Here is a 19,612-nt window from a genome sequence, read left to right on the forward strand (position 1 = left end):
AAAAAGCCGCCGGAAGGTCCGGCGGCTTTCATCATGCACTTAGGCGGCAATCAATCAATGCTCAACGTTGCGCCACAGTTTCTTCTTCGTGAAGTAGAGCATGCCGGCGAAGACGATCAGGAAGATCATGACCCGGAAGCCGATCTTCTTGCGCTCTTCCAGATGCGGCTCGGCGGCCCACATCATGAATGCAGCGACGTCATGCGCATACTGGTCGACCGTCATCGGTGTGCCGTCGGTGTATTCGACCAGCTCGTCGGACAACGGTGCGGCCATGCCGATCGGACCACCTGTCAGATGCTCGTGCGCACAAGCTTCAGCGGTAACGGAACCACCCAGGAATGCCGGGTTGTAGTTGCCGGTGAAGTCCTCACCCAGACATGCCGGGTTTTCTTCCGGATAGCTGGTGAGAAGCGCGTAGATGTAATCCGGGCCCTGCTCCTGATACTGGGTGAAGGCGTCGAAGACGAACCACGGGAAACCGCGGTGCGCAGCACGGGCCTTTGCCAGCAGCGAGAAGTCCGGCGGGTAAGCGCCGCCGTTGGAAGCGCGGGCAGCCTGCTCGTTCGGGAACGGAGACGGGAACTTGTCCGCCAGGATACCCGGACGCTCATACATGTCGCCGTCGTCGTTCGGACCGTCGATGACGGTGTACTCGGACGCGATCTGCTTGGCCTGGTCTTCGGTGAAGCTCGGGCCACCGTCTTCAGCAAGGTTACGGAAAGAAACCTGCTTCAGGCCGTGGCACGAAGCACAGACTTCCCGGTAGACCTTGAAGCCACGCTGCAGCTGGCCACGGTCGTAGAAACCGAACGGACCCGAGAAGGACCACTGCTCCCGCTCGATGTGCGGGGCGTTGCCTGCTGCGAAGACCGGGGTCGCGATGGCGACAGCCGCCACCGCAGCGAAGGAACGAACCATTTTGATCATGGTGCTCATTGTCTCAATTAACTCCTGATCCGGGCCGCGTTACTTCGTTTCCGGTGCTGAAGTCGCACCAGCCGGTTTGCCGGCTCCGCCCTTCAGAACCGCTTCGGAAATCGAGGCCGGCAAGGGCCGCGGTTTTTCCAGGAACCCGAGCATCGGCAGGATGATCAGGAAGTGGGCGAAGTAGTAGGCGGTGCAGACCCGGGCGAGCAGAACGTAGGTGCCTTCGGCCGGCATGGCGCCGAGATAGCCAAGCGCAACGGCGTTGGCAGCGAAGATCCAGAAGAACTGCTTGAACAGCGGGCGGTAGGTGCCGGAGCGAACCTTGGACGTGTCAAGCCAGGGCAGAACGAACAGAACTGCAATGGCACCGAACATGGCGACAACACCGCCGAGCTTGTCCGGGATGGCGCGCAGGATCGCGTAGAACGGCAGGAAGTACCATTCCGGAACGATGTGCGCCGGGGTCACGAGCGGGTTTGCTTCGATGTAGTTGTCCGGGTGACCCATGTAGTTGGGCACGTAGAAGACGAACCATGCGAACAGGATCATGAACACGATGATCGCGAACAGATCCTTGATCGTGTAGTACGGGTGGAACGGAACCGTGTCCTGCTTGGTCTTCGGCTGAACGCCTGTCGGGTTGTTGTTACCCGTGGTGTGGAACGCCCACACGTGCAGGATAACGACACCGAAGATCATGAACGGCAGCAGGTAGTGCAGCGAGAAGAAGCGGTTCAGGGTCGGGTTGTCGACCGCAAAACCACCCCACAGCCAGGTGCGGATTTCTTCGCCGACCAGCGGAATGGCCGAGAACAGGTTGGTGATAACCGTTGCGCCCCAGAAGGACATCTGGCCCCACGGCAGCACGTAACCCATGAAGGCAGTGCCCATCATGATCAGGAAGATGATCACGCCGAGGATCCAGGAGATCTCGCGCGGCGCCTTGTAGGAACCGTAATAAAGACCACGGAAGATGTGGATGTACACGGCGATGAAGAACATCGACGCGCCGTTTGCATGCAGGTAACGCAGCATCCAGCCGAAGTTCACGTCGCGCATGATGTGCTCGACGCTGTTGAAGGCTGCATCGGTGCTTGGCGTGTAGTGCATCACCAGCACGATGCCGGTGATGATCTGCGCGATCAGCACGAAGAACAGGATGCCACCGAAGGTCCACCAGTAGTTCAGGTTCTTCGGCGTCGGGAAATCAACAAAAGAGCCGCGAACGAGCGAGATGACCGGCAGGCGGCTTTCCAGCCACTTTGCCGGAGCGCTCTGCGGTACATAGTTTGAATGTCCAGCCATGGCTGTCTCCTAAAAATCTATGCCGTTAGCCGATCTTGATCGTCGAGTCGCTGACGAACTCGAGCGGCGGAATCAGCAAATTCTCGGGAGCCGGGCCCTTACGGATACGGCCGGCGGTGTCGTAGTGAGACCCATGGCACGGGCAGAACCAGCCGCCGAAGTCGCCGGAGCTGCCGATCGGCACGCAGCCGAGGTGGGTACAGATACCGACCTGGACGAGCCATTTCTCGTTGCCTTCGACGCCACGGTTGGCGTCAGACGCTTCCGCGTCCGCCGGCAGGTTAGAATTTCGTGCAAGCGGGTCGGGAAGATCAGCCAGGGGAACAGCCTTGGCTTCTTCCACTTCCGTTTCGGTACGGTTGCGGATGAATACCGGCTTACCGCGCCATTTGACTGTAATCGACTGCCCCTCTTCCACGGCAGAGATATCCACCTCGATGGAAGCCAGAGCCAATGCGGAGGCATCCGGGTTCATCTGATCGATGAACGGCCATGCCAGCGCGCCAGCGCCAACGACGCCCATGGCGCCGGTCGCAATATAGAGGAAATCGCGGCGGGTCGGTTCCGCCTGATCCGTATGTGCCAAGGTCGCGTCCTCTCGAAACCTGTTCAACCTGTACCGAAAGCCCGCATCACGTCCGGGACCCCTTCTTTGCCCAAGAAGGGAACGGAACCATGCCGGGCTCATCGGGGGCCGGATACGGGCTATTCCGCACCGGCCAAGCGGCTTGTCTTTTTGCACCCTTCGAAACGCTTGTCCAGTTCAACAAACGCCTCGAAACGCATATGTCGCAGGCAAAACAACCGCCGCGCCGCTTTTCTGCCCTTTTTTGGGGAATGAGTGCAAGAGCGGAATCCGATTGAATCCCGCTCTTGCCATTGGTCTTTGGATTTAGGCGGCCTGAACCGAGGACAGAAAGCCCCCCGACTGGTGCTCCCAGAGCTGTGCGTAAAGTCCGCCCCGCTCCAGAAGCTCCTGATGGGACCCCTCCTCGATGATTCGACCCTTGTCCATCACGATCAGCCGGTCCATGGCCGCGATCGTGGACAGACGGTGGGCAATCGCAATCACCGTCTTGCCCTGCATCAGATCGAACAGGCTCTCCTGAATGGCCAGCTCCACTTCACTGTCGAGAGCGGATGTCGCCTCGTCGAGCGCCAGGATCGGCGCATCCTTCAGCAGGGTTCGGGCAATGGCCACCCGCTGGCGCTGGCCACCGGACAGCTTGACGCCCCGCTCGCCGACATGAGCATCGAGACCCTTGCGGCCCTCCATGTCCTCCAGCTCGTCGACGAAGGACAGTGCATGTGCTTTTTCAAGCGCTGCCAGCACCTCTTCCCGCGTCGCATCCGGACGGCCATAGGCCACGTTGTCGAAGATCGACCGATGCAGGAGCGAGGTATCCTGCGTCACCACACCAACCTCGGCCCGGATGTCGTCCTGACGGACATTGGCGATGTCCTGGCCATCGATCAGGATCCGGCCGCCTTCCAGGTCGTAGAAGCGCAGGATCAGGTTGACCAGCGTCGACTTGCCTGCACCCGACCGACCGATCAGACCGATCTTCTCACCCGGATGGATCGTCAGGCTGAGGTCCTCGATCACGCCGGCTTCCTTGCCATAATGGAACCGGATGCGATCGAAACGGATCTCGCCCTGCCCGACCTCGAGCGCCTTGGCGTTCTTGACGTCCATCACCTCGCGTTCCCGCGAAATGGTGGAGATGCCATCCTGCACGGTGCCGATGTTCTCGAACAATCCTGCAAGCTCCCAAAGGATCCAGTGGGACATCCCCTGAAGACGCAGCACGAAGGCAACCGCAATGGTGACTTCGCCGATGGTCACAGTGCCGGCCTGCCACAGAATGATCGAAAGACCACCGATGGAGGTCAGCAGCAGCATGTTGATGAACACCAGGACGATATTCAGTCCCGTCACCAGCCGCATCTGCAGGAAGACCGTCTTCAGGAAGCCAAGCATCGACGTGCGCGCATAGGCTTCTTCGCGCTCCGCATGGGAGAACAGCTTCACCGTGGTGATGTTGGTATAGGCATCAACCACGTGACCGGTCATCAGGGAGCGTGCATCAGCCTGCTCCTTCGACACGTCCCGCAACTTCGGAATGAAGAAGCGGATCGTGAGCAGATAGGCACAGATCCACACCAGGAACGGCAGGCTGAGCCAGATATTGGCTCCCGCGACCACGATCACGGCCGCGGTGAAGTAGACTGCGACATAGACCATGATATCGGCCATGCGCGAGACGACCTCACGCACACCAAGCGCTGTCTGCATCAGTTTCGTCGCGATCCTGCCCGCGAAATCGTTCTGATAGAACGACACGCTCTGGCGCAGCAGGTATCGATGCACCCGCCAGCGGATGGACATGGGATAGTTGCCCATCAGCCCCTGGTGAAACAGCAGCTGCCAGATAACCTCCAGCAGCGGGCGCAGCACCAGCAGGATCAGCAGCATGAAGAGGAGCGTGCGCCAGTTCTGACTGACGAACGTATCCGGATCGGATTTTTCCAGCCAGGTGACCAGGTCGCCCAGGAACGTGAAGATATAGACTTCCACGATCGCGACCAGCGTGCCGAGAAGCGACACACCGGCCAGGATCGGCCAGACAGGTTTGGTGTAGTACCAACAGAAGGCCCAGAAGCCCTTCGGGGGCACTTCGAGAACAGTCTTCTCGAAGGGGTCCACGAGTTTTTCGAAACGCTCGAACATGATTACCTCTCGGCCCCGCTCAACCGTAACACATTGAGATGCACCAGGGCATCGTCAGTGCGCACAGGTTTTCTATGCGGGCGAATTATGCGGCCAGTCGCAAACAGCAGCAGACTGGCGATGAAACTTGTAAAGGCGAGAGCCACGATGAAGGTGCCCCAGAAAAGCGCGCCGAGTTCATCGGCAAACTGCGTCACCGGTATGTGTCGGCCGGCGATTTCCAGAGCCTCGATCCGGCTCAGATTGAAGACGATGACCGGAATGAAGAACACGACGGCGATCGCAAAAGTGGTTCCCAGAAAGACGCCAGCGGCGACAGCGGCACGCATCGCACGGCGGGGAAAAGCCTGTCGTGGCTCTTCTGGTAAAGACACTTCAATATCCGGACGGCCTGTCGCTGGGGACAGGTCCGGCGTGAAATGGAATGACATCGGATCATCTCCGAAATGGGATCGTAAACGTGGTGACGGCAGACACGCGCGGCAACGCATGCAGCTCAATGGGAACGGCTTCAGCCGGTCACCGCAAAAGTCAGGAATTTGAAGAAGGTCTGTGGCTTCCTAGCGGAAGCGGACAGTGATACCTGGGCAAGCCTGGAGAGCGGCATATGGGTGGATCATGCAGCGATCTGTCATTTAGTGCCCTCCTGGTTGCGCAGCCGGGCGGCTGCTGGGGAAACAAAGCCAACCACCATGAGTTGACTGGGGATGTTGGTACCTGCTTTCGGAGAACTTGAAAAGCAAAAATGCGTCAAATTGCAGCACGAAATATCGATCTGTTGCCCATCGGCCACAGACCCCCAAACCTCTCCCAACGGCAGAGAGCTTAGGACTGATACTCCAGCAGCTCGAACTCGCGCATGTGAATTTCTGCTTCATGCGGCGATAGCGGATCCGCAATGACCTTGCCCTGCACCGTCGTGCAGCCGAATTGCTTGAGCAGATCGACCTGCTTTGTCGTATCGACCCCCGCCGCGGAAATCTTCAGCCCCAGATTGCCGGCAAGCCGGGTGACCGACTGAACCAGCTGCCGTTTTTCCTTGCTGTCCTCAAGCCCTGCAATAAGCATCGGACACAGCTTCAATTGATCCGCGTTCAGATAGATAAGCTGACCGGCACCGCCATGTCCGCCGCCGAACTTGTCCAGGGCAACCCTGCAACCGATTTCCCTCAGAAGGTCGACAGATCCGGCGAGGCCGTCCGGTTCGTCGAAACGGATGATTTTTTCGTCCAGCTCGACCACGATGTCGTCGGTCTTGAAACCAGCCTCACAGGCAGCTTGACGAAGTTGTTCAACGAAGCCTTTTTCCTTCAGGCTGGCTCCGCTCAGGTTCACCGACAGGAAGAACGCCGTATTCGAGAGCTCTCGAAGTCGCCGGACCTGGGAAAGACCCTCCAGCAGCGCGAAACGCTCGATCTGGGCGATTCTCTTGACGTCTTCGTGCGTCGACAGAAGGCTGACCGGGTCCACGAGCCCTTCGGAAGGATGCAGCCAGCAGGCAGTAACTTCGTATCCGATGATCCGCCGGCTCTCCAGGTCGTACTGCGGTATCATCATCAAAGACAGACCGCCGTTTTCAAGATCCTCGTCCAGCTGTGCCTGGATCATGCGCCGGTGGCGATGTGCCGCTCCAAGCGCATCCGTGTACCAGGAGATCTGGCTACGGCCCGAACGTTTGGCAGCATAAAGAGCAATATCGGCACAATTGATCAGTTCCGACGCACTCGCAGTCGCCGTTTTCGCCAGCACTAGCCCGACACTGCCGGCAACCCGCAACTCGTGACGGTCCACTCTCACCGGCTTGGCCAGTCCCTCAAGGATCCGGCTGCCCAGATCTTCCATTTCGCCTGGGCCGGATGGGTCCGCGACCACCGCGACGAATTCATCCCCGCCGATACGTGCGACCAACCCCTTGTTGCCCAGCACACGGCTCATCACCATGGCCACATGGCGCAGCACGGCATCGCCTGCTCCGTGTCCATGGCTGTCGTTGATGTCCTTGAAGTGGTCCAGATCAAAATGAATGATTCCGATCTGAGCGCTGCCGTCCGTACCTTCTGCAACGCGCTCCTTCAGGTAGGCATTCAGCTTGGCCCGGTTGGCAACGCCGGTCAGGTCGTCATGCTCCGCCTGATGTTTCAAACGGATGCGCGCATTCTCCAGCTCCTTCACATGCTCTACCTGGCTGGTTACATCCCGGCAAATCAGAATGATCTTGGTTTCTTCCAGCGTCTTTCCCTCGACCACAGCAAAGGTCAGCTGGTTCCAGAACAATTCGCCGTTCTTGCGCCGGTTGAGGATCAGCTCTTCGGTTCCCGACCGGAACTTCGTCAGGTCGTAGCGGAAGTTTTCAATCTCGTCCGGGGAGAGCTGGTTTTCCGGCGGCAAGATGAATTCCTGAGGCCGCCGGCCGCGAATTTCCTCAGCGCTGAAACCGGTGATGCGGGAATAGGCCGGGTTCGTCCATTCGATGTGTCCGTCGATGTCCTGCATGACCAGTCCTTCATGGGCATGCTCCACGACAAGCTGAAGGATTGCGGCATCGTTGCCAAATCTGGAAACGTTGGAAGGAGCCGAGCCGTCCCGCTGCTTTCGGCCGCATAAATAGCATACGGCCATGAGAACCAGAGCGGTGCCCAATGCGAGCAGGAGATGTTGACCCGGCACATTCGCTAAGAATTCTGCCATATTCCGTCTTCAGCCAAGATATTAGTTACGCTTACTCTACGGGAGCAAAACTGAACCAATCTCTAAACTGCAAGTGATTTTATTGGGTTACTGTCATTTATACCAATACACAAGGCGTTCCGCGGCAGTCTCTCAGGCAGCCCGCACGCTTTGCAGAAATTGCCGAACCTGTTCTTGTAGGCTGTTTGACAATTGCCCGAGTTCGGCAGCAGCACCGTTCATTTCATCGGTAGCCGTCCGGCTGGTCTCCATAACGTCGCTCAAGGTATCGACGTTTTCGGCCACTTGATCGGAACTGGTCCGCGCCGTCAGTGCATTGCTGCTGATCTCGTGGGTGGCCGTTGTCTGTTCCTCGACCGCTTCGCGGATTTTTCCGGAAATCTCGCTGACGCGGCCAATGGTTTCCGCGATCGAACGGATGGCGGTTTCGGAAAGCTCCGCGACTTCCTGCACCGCCGTCACCTGCGCGGAGATGTCTTCGGTCGCCCTGGTCGTCTGCTCGGCAAGGGCCTTGACCTCATTCGCAACGACGGCAAATCCCCGCCCGGCTTCGCCAGCCCTTGCAGCCTCGATGGTCGCATTGAGCGCAAGCAGGTTGGTCTGGCTTGCGATCTGGCTGATCAACTCGACGATTTCGCCGATGGCACGGCCGGTTTCCGCAAGCCGACCGACAATCTCGTCGGTTTTCCGGGCTTCCGCCACCGCGGTGCTGGCAATGTCCGTTGCCTGATCGACGTCCTCACGCACACGGCTCAGCGAACCGGACAGCCGGTCTGCCGAACTCGTCACGAAAGCGACGGAACTGCTGGCTTCCGATGTTGCCTGATGTACTTCCTGAACCGCCTGCATGGACGAGTTCACCGCCCTGTTCAGATCCGCCGAATTGCCTTCAACGCTTTTGGCAGCCGTCGACAAGGCAGAAACCACACCGATGACGGACTTCTCGAAATCATCGGCAACATCCTGCATCAGCGCCTTGCGCTCCTCGCTGAGGGCTTCCTGGTGGGCAAGTTCCTGCCTTGCCTGCTCTTTGGCCCGTTCGGCGAGATTGGCCCGGAAAGCGGTCACGGACCGTGCAATGGCTCCGATTTCGTCGCTCCGATGGGCACCGTCGATCTGGATGTCGAGATTGCCTTCGGACAGCATGTCGAGGCCAGTCTGCAACCGGTTCATCGGCCGGGCGAGCCCCACGGCCAAAATGACTGCAAATGCCAGAAAGGCCAGACCGACCGGCAGCACGACCAGACCGATGGTGATCATCTGATCCAGGATAAGCCCGTCGATCTTTCCGGCAACATTGCCTGTCAGAAAGTCCTGCGCACCGGCGGGTGTGCCGATCTTTTCCATGAAGGCCTGGCGGAAGGTATAGAAAGCAAATGCGGTACCGGCCATCATGATGGCGGCAGCCGTCAGAACCATGGCGACGAACCGGCCCTTGATTGAAAGCGTCACGTGGAAACCCCGACAGTAATTTTTCAGCCCCGCTTACGGCCGCTGTTGCTCAGCGCCGTTATCGCAAGATGAAACACTACCGCTCTGCACGTAAAAATTCAGTAACGGCCAGTCCTCGGAGAACTACGTAGTCTTGATATTTTTGACGAGACTGTTGTGCCCTGCGTTTCGCGTCTAGCGGATCAGGACATCAGCCGGGTGATCGTGAAGCCCGCACCGGCCGAAACCGCGGACAGGACCGCCCCCCAGGCAACGTCGACGAGAACAACGGAAACCGGCCACTCCCTGAGCGTTGCGTAGTTGGTGACGTCGTAAGTGCCGTAGGTGAAAAACCCGAACAGCGCTCCGAAAATAATGGCGGTCACAAGGCTGTCTGCCTTGAGCGCGGGCGCAACCGCGAAGATCACTATGCCGACGACATACACCAGATAGAAAACACTCGCGGCGGCGATGTTGGGCTTTTCCATCATCAGATGGCCAATACGGTCAAGGTAGAACCGGGTGGATACCTGCGTCAGCCAGACGTAGTCCACGGCAAGAAAAACGAGCATTGTTGCGATGTATGCCGTGACGTATTTCAAGATCGGCCCCCTGGTTTTGCACTGCCTTGTTTCGTCGGTTCTACGCCTCGGCAAGAGCACTGGATCAGCAGGAATTGAGCTGAGCTGCTGCGGCGAGCTTCAACTCAGGCGAATTCGCTTTCCGGTTCCAGAAATCCGCCGGACTGGCGGTGCCAGAGCTGCGCGTAAAGGCCGTCTGCATCTTCCAGGAGTGTCTCGTGTGTCCCCTGCTGAACGATCCGACCCCTGTTCATGACAATCAGTCGGTCCATGGCGGCGATGGTCGACAGGCGGTGCGCGATCGCGATCACGGTCTTGCCTGTCATCAATCCTTGCAGGTTCTCCTGGATGGCAGCCTCGACTTCCGAATCGAGGGCCGAGGTCGCTTCGTCCAGAACGAGGATCGGGGCGTCTTTCAGGAGCACACGCGCGATTGCAATGCGCTGACGCTGACCGCCGGACAGTTTGACACCACGCTCGCCGACAAAGGCGTCGAACCCCTTGCGGCCGCGCCTGTCTTCCAGCCTCTGGATGAAACCGGACGCGTGGGCCTTGCGCGTCGCCTCCAGCAACTCTTCTTCACTGGCCGACGTTCGGCCATAGAGGATGTTCTCGCGGATCGAACGATGCAGCAAGGACGGATCCTGGGTCACCATGCCAATCGACCGGCGCAGCGATTCCTGGTTCACATCGCGCACGTCCTGTCCGTCGATGAGAACACGCCCCGCCTCCACGTCGAAGAACCGAAGCAGCAGGCTTGTCAGCGTGGTTTTACCCGCCCCTGACGGGCCGACGATACCGACGCGCTCACCCGGCTGGATCGTCAGGTCGAGATGATCGATGACACCGCCCGCCTTGCCGTAGTGGAACCGGATTTTATCGAACCGCACTTCCCCCGCAGTAACTTTCAGCTCCGGCGCCGCCGGTTTGTCTGTCAGGGTCACTGGCTTGACGATGGTCTCCATGCTGTCCTGCAGCGATCCGAAGTGGCGGAACAGGCCGTTGAGCTGGTTGAACAGCCGGTTCAAAAGGATATTCAGCCGCAGGATCAGGCTGAGCGTGAAGGCCACATGACCGGCGCTGATACCGCCGTCCTGCCAGATGGACAGCGCCAGGCCCGCAATCGAAACGATCATCACTCCGTTGACCAGCGTCATGATCATGCGAATTGTGGTCAAAAGCCTGGTGAAGACCCGTATCTTGGCAATCATCGTCTCAACCGAGGCCCGCGCTCCCCGGCTTTCTTCTTCCGATGATCCGAACAGCTTGACCGACTGGATATTGGTGTAGGTATCCACCAGACGTCCGGTCACGCCCGAATAGGCATTTGCCGAATCCTTTGCCGCAGCACGAACCCGTGGCACGAAGATGATGGCGGTTGCGGTGAAACAAAGCAGCCAGATGGCCACGAGTGCGCCCAGCCAAAGGTCCAGATCCGCGACCAGCACGAGCGTCGTGATGGCATAAACGACAATGAACCAGACCACCTGCAAAAGGTTGGTCATGAAATCGCCCGCCGACATGCCCGACTGCATCACCTTCTGCGACAGGCGCCCGGCGAGATCGTCCTGAAAATAGGAAAGGCTCTGCTTCATCACCCGCTGATGGCACTGCCAGCGCACCAGATTGAAGAACCCGGGCACGATCGCCTGTTCTTCCACCAGCGCCATCAGCGAATTGGTGAGCGTGCGCACGACCAGCACCACGAAGGCCATGGTCATGAGTGTCCAGAAATGATCGGAGAAGAATGTCGCCCGATTGCCTTCTTCCAGAAGATCCACGATGCGGCCAAGAAAATTGAAGATCGCCACTTCAACAAAGGCGGTCGCCCCGCCGATGGCGAGCATGGCAATGAACGGCCAGCGCACCTGCGTGACGAAATACATCAGGAAGGCAAACCCGCCATGGGGCATGTCGGATTTGGACGGCTCCCGGAAAGGATCTATCCAGGATTCAAAAGCGCGAAAGAGCGGGGACACGTGGCGTCTCCATGGAGGCTGGAGCGATTCTTCACGTCATCCTACGCGCCACGCGCGAAATTGGCCCAATGAAAATATGTAACGATTTGCCCCAAACCCGCAGCTTCCGGCCTTGTACCGGGCATTGAAACCGGTCTTCCTGTGACAAATGTTATGCCTGCTGCTATTGAGCCGGTCTCCCGAAACCAATGCGGATACCCATGCCAGACATTGCCCTTTACCAACCGGACATCCCGCAAAATACCGGAACGATCCTGCGTCTTGCTGCCTGCATGGGCGTCACTGTGCACTTGATCGAACCTGCGGGATTTCCGATCTCCGACAGCGCTCTCAAGCGGGCCGGCATGGATTACCTGGAAAGGGCCGCGATGGTCCGCCACATCTCGTTTGCCGCATTCGATGACTGGCGACGTTCGAACAAGCGCAGGCTGATCCTGCTGACGACAAAATCGGAAGTGCCCTACGCGGATTTCGCGTTTCAGCCAGACGACATATTGATGATGGGCCGGGAAAGTTCGGGCGTGCCGGAGGACGTGCACACGCTTGCCGATGCCCGGCTGACGATCCCCATGGCCGACGGCATGCGCTCGCTCAACGTCGCCGTCTCAACAGGCATGGTGCTGGGTGAAGCCTTGCGGCAATCAGGCACATTTCCTAAAAGCCAAGGGTACACTCAAAGATAGCAATCACATGCATGCCCGCCGGCCCGGCAGGCCCCAACCAGTCCAGGCAGTCACATGAACGCACCCACACCTGAAAACCGCGGCGGTCCCATCCCGGACGGCATCGAGGACAAGAAGGCAACCGCACCGGCCTGGTTCAAGGAGTTGCGAGACCGTATCTGCAAGGCTTTTGAAGACCTGGAGGACGAGATCGGCGATCTCGCCGGTCCGCTGGCCGACCAGCCCGCCGGGCGCTTCGAACGCACGCCCTGGGAGCGCACCGACAGCACCGGGGCAAAGGGCGGCGGCGGCGTCATGTCCATGATGCATGGCCGCGTTTTCGAGAAGGTCGGCGTCCATATTTCCACCGTACACGGTGAATTCTCGCCCGAATTTCGCGGTCAGATCCCCGGCGCCAACGAGGACCCGCGCTTCTGGGCCTCCGGCATCAGCCTGATCGCTCACCCGCAGAACCCGCATGTCCCCGCCGTTCACATGAACACCCGCATGGTGGTCACCACCCGTCAGTGGTTCGGTGGCGGCGCAGATCTGACGCCGGTACTGGACGCACGGCGAACGCAGGACGACCCCGATACCGTTGCCTTTCACGAAGCCATGCGCGCTGCCTGCAACGCACACGATGTTGCCGACTATGATGCCTACAAGGCCTGGTGTGACGACTATTTCTTCCTGAAGCATCGCAACGAAGCGCGCGGCATCGGCGGCATTTTCTACGATTACCTCAACAGCGGAACCTGGGAAGACGATTTTGCCTTCACCAGGGATGTCGGCCTGGCCTTCTTGAACATCTATCCGGAACTCGTCCGCCGCAATTTCCAGAAGCCGTGGAGCGACATGGAGCGCGAGGAACAGCTGGTCCGCAGGGGCCGATACGTGGAGTACAATCTGCTTTACGACCGCGGGACGATTTTCGGACTGAAGACCGGCGGCAACGTTGCCTCGATCCTCTCGTCCATGCCCCCCGTTGTAAAATGGCCCTAACTCAGAAGGCCGAGGTGCCTTTCACCTTCTGAGGCTGCCGGCTGACTTCGCCGAAATCCCGATCGAGGACCATCTGGGCGAATTGCTTCAGCATGACCTGGTCGAGTTTCTTGCCCATCTCCAGCATGACGCCAATGGCAGCGCGAACCGGCATGCCGTCCTTGTAGGACCGGGTCTCGGTAAGCGCTGTGAATATGTCGCAAATGGTCATCAGGCGGACTTTTGGCGAGATCCTGTCTCCCTTCAGCCCATCGGGATAACCTGATCCATCCAGAAACTCGTGATGCTGGATGGCCATCTTCTTGATGTCGACCGACACTTCGAGCCGCGGTTTCAGAATCTCGCGACCGAACATGGGATGTTTGTCGATAATGGCGCGCTCGGCGTCCGTCAGCTTGTTGGCCTTGTCCAGGATGGTCAGCGGGATGCGCATCTTGCCGATGTCATGCAGCAGACCGCCGGCAATCACTTCCTGGCAATCCGCCTTGCTCCAGCCGAGATGCTTCGCAAAAGCCCCGGCGAGACCGGCCACCATCAGGGAATGACAATAGGTTCCACTGTGGTGAGATTGCACGGCTTCCAGCCAGGGTGAGAGACCGTCAAGTGACAGCGACGACAGGATCTCCGCCGCCCCCTCGTTCATCAGGCTGATCTGGATGTTGGATCCTTCCGTTGCAGACAGCGCGATGCTTTCCAGGAAGGAGTTGCCTTTCCTGTAGGCCTCAAGTGTCTTCGCCGGAAGTCCTTTTGGAACGTTGGCAAGCGGGTCGTCGGGAATGATTGCCTTGAGTTTGCGCACCAGAATTGCCAGTGGCGTGTCACGCTCCATGATGTCGGTCTTGCCGAGCGCTGCCGCCTGGATCACTTCACGCCGGTTCTTCTTGGACACCAGGCAGATCACCGGGATTTCCGCAATGCTGGCCCAGGATTTCTTGAGCGCGGTCAGCCCCGCATCAGTCGCGTCCAGCAACTCCACGACAGCGACACGGCCTTCGCCGACCGTCTTCGCAGACACCTTGGACATGTCGATCAGGCGCGCGGGAAAGAAGAACGGAAGTTTTCTGACCGGAGAATCGAGTGGAAGCGGGCCGTCTGAGATCAGGACAATTTCCATTCATCGCCTCATTGTATTCCGCACACGCCTTCTCACGACAAGTTAACCGGAAAACCCGCCCAACAGGAAATCACCATCACGATGTGACGCAATCTCAATAAGATTTCATTAAGTCGCAGCGCCTGCCCGCGTCAGCAAATCCTGTTTGGAGAGCGAGAAACCGCTGTCGCGCCAATCGGCCTCCAGAGCCTTGAGGCTATCCCCCAACGCGCGCCCGGGTGAGTGCCCGGCTGCAATCAGATCTGCGCCTTTGACCGGGAATTCAGGCACGGCAACCTCCCGCAACCGCTCCAGCAGCCCGCCAAAGATCTCCGTTGGATCTGATCCTTGCGCACGCAACCCGGCCCAGCGCCCCAAAAGGCCGTCGACCGCGCCCTGACGGCCGAACTGATACACCAAGTGCTCGGCCTCGGGCAGACCATCGGCCTGGCGAAGACATTTCATCGCCGCCCAGGCGGTCCGCATCCGGTCCCTTTCGGCATTCGACAGCCGAAGCCGGTCGCTAACGCGCTCCACGTCCTCGCGCACGAAACCGGCAAGCACCACCAGCCCGAGCTCCGGATCGGTCACATCACTTGCGGTGGCTTCCAGGCTGCGCAGTGCCAGGTAATCATCGATGCGGGCAAGGCCGCCCGTCGCGATTTCCCAAAGGCCGCAATCGTTCATCATTTTCAGTGCGGATCCTGCCAGAGGCGCGCGAAGCAGCCGCCGCATCTCGTGGCCGATACGTTCTGCGGACAGATGCCGCAAGCCGTCCCGCTGGCGCAGGCAGGCCCCGAGCCCGTCCGCATCCATCTCTCCGGCACCGTAGGCCGCATAGATCCGAAAGAAACGGAGGATGCGCAGATAGTCTTCCTGTATGCGCTTGTCCGGCTCACCAATGAAACGCACACGCCGGTTCAGACAATCGTCCAGTCCACCAAGTGGATCGTGCAATCGGCCATCGCAGTCGACATAGAGCGCGTTGAGAGTGAAGTCGCGACGTTCCGCGTCGCGCGTCCAGTTCCTGCCGAAAACGACACGGGCCTGACGGCCGAAGGTTTCCACGTCCTCACGCAGCGTCGTGACCTCGTAGGGATAACCGTTGCTGACCACCGTCACTGTACCGTGGTCAATGCCCGTTCCAACCGGCTTCAAGCCCGCGGCCAGCGTGCGTTCCATCACTGTTTGGGGCGAGGCAGTCGTCGCGATATCGACATCTGGAACAGGGTGACCGAGTAACGTGTTTCGAACGGCTCCACCGACAACGCGGGCTTCGTCGCCGTCTTGCTCGATCGCCGCAAACACCGCCTGTATTCCCGGTGTTTTCAGCCAGTCCGCCTGTTGCAGGATCTGATCGGCAGTCGTTGTCATCGCGTTATTCGTACCGGCCCGGAATAAACACACCATCGCGCATTTCCGATGGCCGCCAATTGGCCCCATCCGGTGCGTGATCGAAGGATGCCATGCCGACCAGGCCGGTAATGACCAGAACGAGGCCCACCAGCGTGAGCCACGCCATCGGCTTGGCAGACCAGCGGCCAGGCTCGGTGTTGCGCTTGCTCAGCCACAGCCAGAGTCCGTAGGTGATGAAAGGAAGAAGGAAAAGTAACAGATGCAGTATGAACACACGAACCATCAGCGGTAGACCGTTTCGTACAAGGAGCGGATAATGCCCGCGGTGACGCCCCAGATATAACGTTCTCCGAAGGGCATTGCGTAGAAGTAGCGGCGTTTTCCCTGCCACTCGCGGCTGAGTTTCTGATGGTTCGCGGGATCCATCAAAAAGCCCAATGGCACTTCGAAGACGCTCTCGACTTCGCCGGGATTGGGCCGGAAGGCTGCGCCGTCTTGAATGGTGCCGACCACCGGAATAACACGGTACCCCGAACCGGTGAGATAGGGCGCCAGATTGCCGATCAACTCGACGCGCTCCGGAGCAAGGCCGATTTCCTCGTCTGCCTCCCGCAGCGCTGCTTCAACAGGTCCATTGTCAGTCGGATCGATTTTGCCCCCGGGAAGGGCAACCTGTCCGGCATGGGATTTCAGGTGACCGGTTCGCTGCGTCAACACCACATTGGGCCCGTCGCTGCGTTCCACGATACCGATGAGAACTGCCGCATCGCGCGGTGGACCGTCCCACTTTGCATAGGGACCAAGGTCCGGATTGAGAATGTGGTCACCGGTCTCGCGTTCGATGTCGCGAAGCGCTGCATCATCCAGCCGCGTCCTGAACAGGGAAGTCCAGTGTGCGGAATCCGCAGGTGGTTTGGTCAGGAATGCAGTCATGCAATCGGGGTTTCCGGTCGTACGAAACAGTTCATTCGGTCAGTCCTGAACGCTCAGGAAGGCGGGATTTACCGAAAAGAACCGGCCACCGCTCCAGACCCCCATCCGGGTGTCGTCATCTGTTTCCTGCTCTTCCATAAGATCCGCCAGTTGATACATCAGCGCTCTGGTGAACAAGGCCTCCAGGCGCCCTCTGACGTGAACATAGGGTTTCAAACCGTCGCTGTCCGGTTCTTTTTCAAATCGAAGAGGATGGTCCGCACCAACGGCGACCAGATCACCGAGATTTGTCCGCAGCGTGAGCTGCTGCTCTTCCGCCTCGCCTTCCACCGCCATCTCGACGGCCAGAAGCGGGGCATCCTCCACGGTGATCCCGATCTTCTCGACTGGCGTGACCAGATAATGCCGGCCGTCCTCGTCCTTGCGCAGCACTGAGGCAAACAGCTTCACCAGAGGCATGCGGCCAATCGGCGAACCGAGATAATACCACGTGCCATCACGGGCAATGCGGATGTCCAGATCCCCGCAAAACGGCGGATTCCACTTCTCGACCGGAGGTGGTCCCTTGCCGCCTGTGTCCGCCCGGCTCATCAGTGCCTTTAAACCTTCGGGCAGTGCCCCGTCCGTTTTTGCGGTTGCCTCCGCCATGGATGTTTCGCCCTTGTCGTCTTCATCAAGGTACCGGAATTTTTGACAATTCCGCTACCGCCCGGATCTTCTTCGCCTGCTCCCGGCTTCCCGCAGGCCCGACCTTTTCCCCAAAGTGAGGAAAGATTCTTGGACCTTTCCACTGTATGGCGCACAATTGCGCCTTATCTACTGATTTATATGGTGTCAGACTGCTTGAGTCGCAGCAACAAAGGTCAGGGGTGTTGTTAGCCCCAGGGCCGGACAGGCAGTCGAAACGCAGATTGCGGGAAAGGTGATCCATGAGCGTTATTTCTCCCTCCAGCCCAAGCGAAGAAGATCTCGCCGCCGTCGCCGAACAAGCCGAACGTGCCGTCAACCGGATCAGCGATGCCAAGGTCGATATCGCCCGGATCATCTTCGGTCAGGAAAATGTGGTGGAGCAGTCGCTCGTCACCATATTGGCTGGCGGCCACGGCCTTCTTGTCGGTGTGCCCGGCCTTGCCAAGACCAAGCTGGTGGAAACGCTCGGCACCGTTCTGGGCCTCGACGCCCGGCGCATCCAGTTCACGCCAGACCTGATGCCGTCCGACATTCTCGGTGCCGAAGTAATGGAACAGGGTGCCGACGGCAGCCGCTCGTTCCGCTTTATTCCCGGTCCGGTTTTCTCTCAGTTGCTGATGGCTGACGAAATCAACCGTGCCAGCCCGCGCACCCAGTCGGCGCTTCTGCAGGCCATGCAGGAGTATCATGTGACCGTCGCCGGGCACCCGCATGACCTGCCGCGCCCCTTCCACGTGCTTGCCACGCAGAACCCGCTCGAACAGGAAGGCACCTATCCGCTGCCGGAAGCCCAGCTCGACCGGTTCCTGATGCAGATCGACGTGCATTACCCGGATCTTGAGGCCGAACGCCGGATCTTGCTGGAAACCACCGGTGCCGATCAGGCCAAGGCCCAGGTAGCCATGCGCGCGGAAGAACTGATGGAATACCAGCAGCTCGTTCGGCGCATGCCGGTAGGCGAATCCGTGGTGGAAGCAATCCTGAAGCTTGTGCGCTCCGCACGCCCGGACAACAGCTCCGCACCTTCCGATCTCACCAACCTGATCGCCTGGGGTCCGGGACCGCGTGCCAGCCAGGCACTGATGCTGACCGTCAGGGCCCGCGCGCTTGTCGACGGGCGTCTCGCACCTTCCGTCGACGACGTCTTGGCTCTTGCCGAACCGGTCCTTCAGCATCGCATGGCACTGACGTTCGCGGCCAGAGCCGACGGTCACACCGTTCGCGACGTCATTCGACGGGTCAAGGAACTGATCGCCTGATCCCCTCCCCTTAACCAGCCAGGAAGCCGACCGCATGGATTCGAGCAGTACGCAGGGCAGCAACCAGACAGGCATTGATGCCGATACCTGGCCGAACGTCATCGGCGAGGCCCGGTCGGTCGCCGATGCCCTGCCGGATCTGCTGGTCGAGGCAAGCCATGTTGCCAGTTCCATCATCGCCGGCTGGCATGGCCGTCGGCGTGCGGGCCCGGGGGAAAGCTTCTGGCAGTTCCGCCCGTTTAACATGGGTGAACCGGCAAAGCGCATCGACTGGCGCCGTTCCGCACGCGATGATCATCTTTATGTTCGCGAACGCGAATGGGAGGCCGCGCACACGGTCTGGCTCTGGGCAGATCTTTCGCCCTCCATGGTCTTCCGCTCCCGCCTTGCAGGTGTCGCCAAGCGCGACCGCGCCATTGTGCTGATGCTTGCACTTGCCGACATGCTGGCTGAAACAGGCGAACGGATCGGACTGCCTGGCCTCACCAGAGCCTTTTCCGACCGGCGCGCCGCTGAACGCCTTGCCGATGCACTTACCCATCTTTCCAAACCGATCGCCTATCCGGACACCACTGCCGTGCAACGGTTTGCCGATGTGGTTCTGGTGTCCGATTTTCTGGACCCGATCGAGGAAGTCGCGGCATGGGTTGCCCGTGTTGCCAGCACTGGTGCGCGTGGTCACCTGGTTCAGGTCCTCGATCCGATCGAGGAAACCTTCCCGTTTGACGGCAGGGTCGAATTCACCGATCCGGAAAAGGGGTTTCGGCTGACCGCCGGACGCGCGGAAAAATGGCGCGAGGATTATCGCAACCGGCTGGAAGCCCACCGCGCGGAAATTCGTGACATCGCAAGGCGTGCCGGCTGGACATATGTCCTGCACCACACCGACCGTCCGGCGTCCGAACCTTTGCTCGTGCTTCACAGTGCCCTGTCCGGTGCGCTGGACGTACTGCCAAAAGGAGGCATCTGACC

At 59.5% G+C, this 19,612-nt stretch carries 18 protein-coding genes; 4 read left to right on the forward strand and 14 right to left on the reverse strand.

Annotated elements, in window-relative coordinates:
* Positions 1–54: 54 nt before the first annotated feature.
* The 9 genes from Q666_RS60730 to Q666_RS60770 form a co-directional block, all read right to left on the reverse strand.
* Positions 55–939 carry a cytochrome c1 gene (locus Q666_RS60730; protein WP_022998120.1) on the reverse strand — a complete coding sequence of 295 codons (885 nt, stop codon included), beginning with the start codon at positions 937–939 and terminating at the stop codon, positions 55–57.
* Positions 940–969: 30 nt separating this feature from the next.
* Positions 970–2,235: a cytochrome b/b6 gene (locus Q666_RS60735; RefSeq protein ID WP_022998121.1), complete on the reverse strand. Its 1,266-nt coding sequence runs from the start codon at positions 2,233–2,235 to the stop codon at positions 970–972.
* A gap of 25 nt (positions 2,236–2,260) precedes the next feature.
* Positions 2,261–2,821 (reverse strand): ubiquinol-cytochrome c reductase iron-sulfur subunit, encoded by a 561-nt coding sequence (gene petA / locus Q666_RS60740; protein ID WP_022998122.1) that lies wholly within the window; start codon positions 2,819–2,821, stop codon positions 2,261–2,263.
* Positions 2,822–3,127: 306 nt separating this feature from the next.
* On the reverse strand, positions 3,128–4,966 hold the full coding sequence (locus Q666_RS60745) for an ABC transporter ATP-binding protein (protein WP_022998123.1): 1,839 nt from the start codon (positions 4,964–4,966) through the stop codon (positions 3,128–3,130).
* A 2-nt stretch (positions 4,967–4,968) separates the two neighbouring features.
* The gene (locus Q666_RS60750) at positions 4,969–5,397 is read right to left on the reverse strand and encodes a hypothetical protein (protein WP_145903536.1); all 429 of its coding nucleotides are present in this window, start codon (positions 5,395–5,397) and stop codon (positions 4,969–4,971) included.
* A gap of 394 nt (positions 5,398–5,791) precedes the next feature.
* Positions 5,792–7,654: an EAL domain-containing protein gene (locus Q666_RS60755; RefSeq protein WP_022998125.1), complete on the reverse strand. Its 1,863-nt coding sequence runs from the start codon at positions 7,652–7,654 to the stop codon at positions 5,792–5,794.
* Positions 7,655–7,786: 132 nt separating this feature from the next.
* Positions 7,787–9,106: a methyl-accepting chemotaxis protein gene (locus Q666_RS60760; protein WP_022998126.1), complete on the reverse strand. Its 1,320-nt coding sequence runs from the start codon at positions 9,104–9,106 to the stop codon at positions 7,787–7,789.
* Positions 9,107–9,288: 182 nt separating this feature from the next.
* Complete coding sequence (locus Q666_RS60765; protein WP_031268269.1) at positions 9,289–9,687, reverse strand: DUF2177 family protein; 399 nt, start codon at positions 9,685–9,687, stop codon at positions 9,289–9,291.
* Between the two features lie 104 nt (positions 9,688–9,791).
* A complete protein-coding gene (locus Q666_RS60770; protein ID WP_031268270.1) occupies positions 9,792–11,645 on the reverse strand; it encodes an ABC transporter ATP-binding protein in 1,854 nt (617 codons plus the stop codon).
* 200 nt (positions 11,646–11,845) lie between these two features.
* Here Q666_RS60770 and Q666_RS60775 point away from each other — a divergent pair, with 200 nt between their 5' ends.
* Together Q666_RS60775 and hemF are read left to right on the forward strand one after the other, a co-directional pair.
* On the forward strand, positions 11,846–12,328 hold the full coding sequence (locus Q666_RS60775) for a tRNA (cytidine(34)-2'-O)-methyltransferase (protein ID WP_022998129.1): 483 nt from the start codon (positions 11,846–11,848) through the stop codon (positions 12,326–12,328).
* Positions 12,329–12,382: 54 nt separating this feature from the next.
* Positions 12,383–13,309, forward strand: a complete 927-nt coding sequence (gene hemF / locus Q666_RS60780) for an oxygen-dependent coproporphyrinogen oxidase (RefSeq protein ID WP_022998130.1) — start codon at positions 12,383–12,385, stop codon at positions 13,307–13,309.
* Between the two features lies 1 nt (position 13,310).
* Here hemF and Q666_RS60785 read toward each other — a convergent pair whose 3' ends face one another.
* From Q666_RS60785 to Q666_RS60805, 5 genes are all read right to left on the reverse strand, one after another.
* Positions 13,311–14,423, reverse strand: a complete 1,113-nt coding sequence (locus Q666_RS60785) for an HD domain-containing phosphohydrolase (protein ID WP_022998131.1) — start codon at positions 14,421–14,423, stop codon at positions 13,311–13,313.
* A 108-nt stretch (positions 14,424–14,531) separates the two neighbouring features.
* On the reverse strand, positions 14,532–15,776 hold the full coding sequence (locus Q666_RS60790) for a CCA tRNA nucleotidyltransferase (protein ID WP_022998132.1): 1,245 nt from the start codon (positions 15,774–15,776) through the stop codon (positions 14,532–14,534).
* Between the two features lie 4 nt (positions 15,777–15,780).
* A complete protein-coding gene (locus Q666_RS60795) occupies positions 15,781–16,041 on the reverse strand; it encodes a DUF6111 family protein (protein WP_022998133.1) in 261 nt (86 codons plus the stop codon).
* Positions 16,041–16,691, reverse strand: coding sequence for a CoA pyrophosphatase (locus Q666_RS60800; protein ID WP_022998134.1), 651 nt, complete (start codon positions 16,689–16,691; stop codon positions 16,041–16,043). The genes Q666_RS60795 and Q666_RS60800 overlap by 1 nt, the downstream gene beginning before the upstream one ends.
* A gap of 39 nt (positions 16,692–16,730) precedes the next feature.
* Complete coding sequence (locus tag Q666_RS60805) at positions 16,731–17,339, reverse strand: DUF1285 domain-containing protein (protein WP_022998135.1); 609 nt, start codon at positions 17,337–17,339, stop codon at positions 16,731–16,733.
* Between the two features lie 281 nt (positions 17,340–17,620).
* Here Q666_RS60805 and Q666_RS60810 point away from each other — a divergent pair, with 281 nt between their 5' ends.
* A complete protein-coding gene (locus tag Q666_RS60810; RefSeq protein WP_022998136.1) occupies positions 17,621–18,640 on the forward strand; it encodes a MoxR family ATPase in 1,020 nt (339 codons plus the stop codon).
* 34 nt (positions 18,641–18,674) lie between these two features.
* Positions 18,675–19,610, forward strand: a complete 936-nt coding sequence (locus Q666_RS60815) for a DUF58 domain-containing protein (RefSeq protein ID WP_022998137.1) — start codon at positions 18,675–18,677, stop codon at positions 19,608–19,610.
* Positions 19,611–19,612: the final 2 nt, after the last annotated feature.

Origin of the sequence: Labrenzia sp. C1B70 (assembly GCF_000475395.1) — a bacterium.
Classification (GTDB): Bacteria; Pseudomonadota; Alphaproteobacteria; order Rhizobiales; family Stappiaceae; genus Roseibium; species Roseibium algicola.